Raw genomic sequence first — 4128 nt, 5'->3', positions numbered from 1 at the left:
GTCTATCCCAAAAATGACCAAAACGGAGCCTTTTACGGGCCCGGTTTGGCGCCCTCCTAAAAAGTGGGGGATCCCGACGAAGAATCTCCCGATATGGTGTCCGGTGAAGTCCCTTGGGAGTGACAATGTTCCATTTCGGAACAAAAGTTTATAGCCGGGGGAAGCCACTCCGGATTTTTTTCACATCCTATTTTTATTCGATTTATTTTCACCAGGCACCAATACAAATCTCGAGGGGGGGGATTGAAAAAATGTGTTACACATGTGTAACACCAATTCATACGTCTATTTTTCCATATTTCTTTAATGTACAATCTCGTGAGTTTTGTTACTCGGGGGAGCGTGAGGAGACAAGTACTCAAAGGTCTTCTCAGGCCGCAAACTCCCACAGAACTTGCGAAGACATACGGTATTGCCCGCTCAGCAGTGAGCCGGGCCGTTCTTGCTTTGGAAAAAGTGTGGCTCGCGGAATGCCTGACACCGGATGAAAAGATGGACCGGTAAAATGATTCATTTGAAAAAAATTATATCAGCACGGCATGGCAGAGCCGGGAACGTACCGGCGTACATCAACCTGTGCCCCGCTCTTTGCCATGCGTTCTGCGATAGTAAGAATCTCGTGGGCAACATGCTCGTCCACATAATCCTCCCCACAGTTCGTGCAGATCTGGGCAGGAACATCTTTCACGACAAGGGTCATCCCGTCACGGTCAAACGTGACCGTGGTCGTGCCCTCTTTGGTTTCGCCGTGTTTACAGATTACGCATTTCATGATCTCCTCCGCGTAAAATTATCAGACCATGAATCCGGGTCTGGTTCGTATGCTGTGATAACAATTGCTTCACGATCTACATTATTGTATGCCATTACCACGTGGAGCGGGCGACTGTTCACCATTCCCGAGATAAGAAAACTGGGATAGGGAACATCATCAGGATATTCCTCTATAATAGTTCCAAGTCCGAGCAGTTCACGAATATCGGAATCTGATATTCTCCGCTGGAACATCTGGCGTAATGCATGGATGCGGAATGTCAGCTTAAGGTATACCGGATATTTTTTCTCGCTCATTTTTCTGCACCTCGCATCAGGTTCCCCTTATTTTAAACCGGATGTTCAGCTTTTTATAATGTGGTACCGGGGTGTGAAAATAATCCGGAATTTATCTTCAGGGGATTACCTGCTACATCGCACTCCGGGTTCCGCCTTCGCGATTTTCACCCCGCCTCGTCGGCCTCTCGATCTCCCGGTGTCGTGCCCCTCGCCCCACCGGCCCAGGCCACAGCCCCGGCGCTGCAACCGTACCGGAATTTTACACCTTTACCAGCCGGTACAGCTCCGCAATTGCTGAGAACGTTCTGAATCCCTTGTCCGTGATGATATAATCCCCGCGCTCATGCCGCTGGAGGATCATGCCGGCATCCGTCAGTTTCCGGATATGGAAGAGCAGGTTGCCGCCCCGGAGCCCGGTCAGCTGGGAGATATCCGAAAATGTTCTCGTGCCGGTGGAAAGTGACCTGAGGATCTGGAACCGCGGGAGGCTCGCCACGGGTTCGAGCAGATCCTTCACTACCGCATCATCGGGGACAGAATCTATATCTCCGATAGTCCCGCCCGCCTCACGGTACATTCCCAGCGTCCGCATCAGACCTACCTGATTCTCGAAGAGCCGGCCAAGCTCGTTGAAGCAGGTGGGACACTCCTCTTTCTTTGCCCGCTTCCTTAATGCCGTCATCTTCTCGCGATAGGATTTGATCAGGTCTTCCGAGACCGTACCCTCGGTAATGTGCCGGGTGGAGTTTCCCAGGAATTCCGTGAAGACCCCGTAACAGGTTGTCCTCATGGGGCAGCCCTCCGCCATCCGGGCGGAGAGATCGGCTTTGGCAGTACCGAGTTGCTGGTCCGCACATGCCCCGGCGTACTCTTTCCTGATCCCTCCAAGTACTGTATCCACGTGCTGCTGATTCGCCCGCTCAACGAACCGCTGCAGGTCCGTGCGGAGCCCGGAGATCTCCGCCTTCAGTTCGCGGATCTCGTTCAGTGTCCCTGCCGGTGCTCCCATATTCTCCTCTCTTTATCGTGCCTGATTATGATGAAGCGGGTCATTTTTCTGTATCGGGATTATTTTGTATATTTTTCTAACGCTCATGTATATATTCATAACTTAACAAAGATTATCCGGTTACTATGGTGAAACTCACTGCAGAGATGAAAGAAGCGTTTGGCAAGATGAAGATATTTCCGGTAGCGACTGCATCGAAAGACGGTACGCCAAACGTGGTCCCCATCGGGGTTGTCGAACTTATCAGCGACGACACAATCTGGATCACGGACAACTTCATGCACAAGTCGCTGGAGAACCTTGCGGCAAACCCGAAGATCGCGCTCTATATCTGGGGTCCGGAGATCAAGGGCTGTTTCCAGATCAAGGGGCAGGCGTCGGTAAAAACGAGTGGCAAGGACTTCGATGCGATGAAGGCAAAGATCAACGCAAAGAACCCGGCCATGCCTGCACGTTCCCTTATTATCATGAAGATCACCGAGGTCTTCGAGTGCCAGCCGGGCCCGAAAGCCGGCAGTAAAATCCTTTAACCTTTTTCACGTTCCGGTTAGTGAATACCCGGTACCGGATCCTGGTGATGGGAAAAGTTTCGCCCGTCCTCCCGGAACAATCCTGGTACCAGGTACCTGGTCTCCCGGCGTCCCGGGAAATATCAGACCTGCACATCCCGTAATAAAATAATGGAGAACGTATGGCATCAACCGATCTGAGTATATTATTGCCGGAGATGGCAAAGAACCTCGGCGCTGACCTTGCCGGTATCGCAACCCTTGCGACCCTTGCCGGCGGTCCCCCGTCCGCTGACCTTACCTACGTTCTGCCGACCGCGAAGTCCGCGATCTGTTTTGCGATTGCACTGGACCCGGAGAAGATCGAACGCTACTTGAAGAAAGAGAATCACGAGGCGCACAATCTCAATAAAATCCGGGCAACTACCCTTGCGAACGGTATCACCCTTGAAATGTCAAATTTTCTCAACCAGCTGGGGTACAAATCCGTCCCCGTCTGCTCGAATTTCCAGTACCGCAATGAAGGGGATACGAAGTATTCCGACCGTAAACTCCTCATCTCGCACCGGTATCTCGCGGTTAGATCCGGCATCGGGTGGTTCGGCTGGTCGGGGCATGTGATCACCCGTGACTACGGTTCTGCAATTATCTTCGGTTCAGTAGTTACCGAAGCGGAACTTACTCCTACGGAACCGCTCCCGGAATCGGAAAATTACTGCAACGGGTGCCGGCTCTGCCGTGCGGTCTGCCCGTCGGGATTTATTTCTCCCGATGAGATCACAACGGTCCGGCTGGGAGATAGGGAATTCTCCTATGCAAAACGGGGATTGTATATGCGGTGCGGGTATGTTTGCGGGGGGATCGCAGGACTGGACAGGTCAGGGAAATGGTCGAACTGGTCGGCTTCCCGGTACCCGATTCCTGATGATGATAAAGATCTGCCCCGCGCAATGGAGCAGGCTATGCCGGCCTACCAGAAGCGGACCCTCAACGATCACCTCTTTTACATCTCTTTCAGGCCCGGGTATTCCCTGGATTATTCCTGTTCCCACTGCCAGCTGGTCTGCCACCCGGATCCGGAAGTAAGAAAGCAACGGTTCAGAATGGTAATGGACAGTGGCGTAATTGTCCAGGATGCTGACGGATCCTATCATGCAGTATCTCCGGAGGAGGCAAAAAAGCGGCTTGTTGCAATGGAACCGGACCGGCGGTATTTGTATGAGCCGGACAATTTCTCGGAACAATAATATCATACTCTTTTCCCGATTTTCTGCAACCGTAGAATTGTGTTTTTCGGATAATTCTGCCCATTGATCTTCACTTCGCCTCGTCGGCCCCGCAAATCTCCCGGGCCGTGCCCCACGCGATCCCCGGCCCGGGCCACAGCCCCGGCGCCGGCGGGGATGCGGTGTCGCCCGCTCCTAGTGAGCCGGTCCATCCGGGCATTGGAGAAAGTGAGGTCGTGGAGTGCCTGACATCTTATGAAAAGATGGACCGGTATTGCCGGACGACCGTGACCGGGAAGAATATTCCCGGGATTATTGAAGGAAAAGGGAA

The 4128-nt window shown here is 52.7% G+C and carries 7 protein-coding genes; 4 read left to right on the top strand and 3 right to left on the bottom strand.

Features of this window, described 5'->3' with window-relative positions; translation table 11 throughout:
* The first annotated feature begins 318 nt into the window (after positions 1-318).
* Positions 319-504: a hypothetical protein gene (locus WBL42_RS03615; protein ID WP_424719902.1), complete on the top strand. Its 186-nt coding sequence runs from the start codon at positions 319-321 to the stop codon at positions 502-504.
* Positions 505-529: 25 nt separating this feature from the next.
* On the opposite strand, the gene WBL42_RS03610 is transcribed toward WBL42_RS03615, so the two are convergent.
* From WBL42_RS03610 to WBL42_RS03600, 3 genes are all read right to left on the bottom strand, one after another.
* Positions 530-772 (bottom strand): type II toxin-antitoxin system MqsA family antitoxin, encoded by a 243-nt coding sequence (locus WBL42_RS03610; protein WP_424719901.1) that lies wholly within the window; start codon positions 770-772, stop codon positions 530-532.
* Positions 769-1071 (bottom strand): DUF4258 domain-containing protein, encoded by a 303-nt coding sequence (locus tag WBL42_RS03605; RefSeq protein ID WP_424719900.1) that lies wholly within the window; start codon positions 1069-1071, stop codon positions 769-771. Before WBL42_RS03605 ends, WBL42_RS03610 begins: the two co-directional genes overlap by 4 nt.
* A 241-nt stretch (positions 1072-1312) precedes the next feature.
* Positions 1313-2062 (bottom strand): ArsR family transcriptional regulator, encoded by a 750-nt coding sequence (locus WBL42_RS03600; RefSeq protein ID WP_424719899.1) that lies wholly within the window; start codon positions 2060-2062, stop codon positions 1313-1315.
* Between the two features lie 125 nt (positions 2063-2187).
* On the opposite strand from WBL42_RS03600, the gene WBL42_RS03595 reads away from it, so the two are divergent.
* From WBL42_RS03595 to WBL42_RS03585, 3 genes are all read left to right on the top strand, one after another.
* The gene (locus tag WBL42_RS03595) at positions 2188-2592 is read left to right on the top strand and encodes a pyridoxamine 5'-phosphate oxidase family protein (RefSeq protein WP_424719898.1); all 405 of its coding nucleotides are present in this window, start codon (positions 2188-2190) and stop codon (positions 2590-2592) included.
* Between the two features lie 161 nt (positions 2593-2753).
* Entirely contained in the window at positions 2754-3818 is a 1065-nt protein-coding gene (locus tag WBL42_RS03590) for an epoxyqueuosine reductase (RefSeq protein ID WP_424719897.1), read from the top strand.
* A 107-nt stretch (positions 3819-3925) separates the two neighbouring features.
* Positions 3926-4128, top strand: a 203-nt coding sequence (locus WBL42_RS03585; protein ID WP_424719896.1) for a hypothetical protein, incomplete at its 3' end; no start/stop codon positions are given.

Source organism: Methanoregula sp. (assembly GCF_049686655.1).
Lineage (GTDB): Archaea > Halobacteriota > Methanomicrobia > Methanomicrobiales > Methanospirillaceae > Methanoregula.
This window is presented reverse-complemented; position numbering and strand designations above follow the sequence as displayed.

Coding starts and splice junctions, on each gene's coding strand:
- WBL42_RS03610 (WP_424719901.1), bottom strand. CDS start 772: ATGAAATGCGTAATCTGTAAACACGGCGAAACCAAAGAGGGCACGACC.
- WBL42_RS03605 (WP_424719900.1), bottom strand. CDS start 1,071: ATGAGCGAGAAAAAATATCCGGTATACCTTAAGCTGACATTCCGCATC.
- WBL42_RS03600 (WP_424719899.1), bottom strand. CDS start 2,062: ATGGGAGCACCGGCAGGGACACTGAACGAGATCCGCGAACTGAAGGCG.
- WBL42_RS03595 (WP_424719898.1), top strand. CDS start 2,188: ATGGTGAAACTCACTGCAGAGATGAAAGAAGCGTTTGGCAAGATGAAG.
- WBL42_RS03590 (WP_424719897.1), top strand. CDS start 2,754: ATGGCATCAACCGATCTGAGTATATTATTGCCGGAGATGGCAAAGAAC.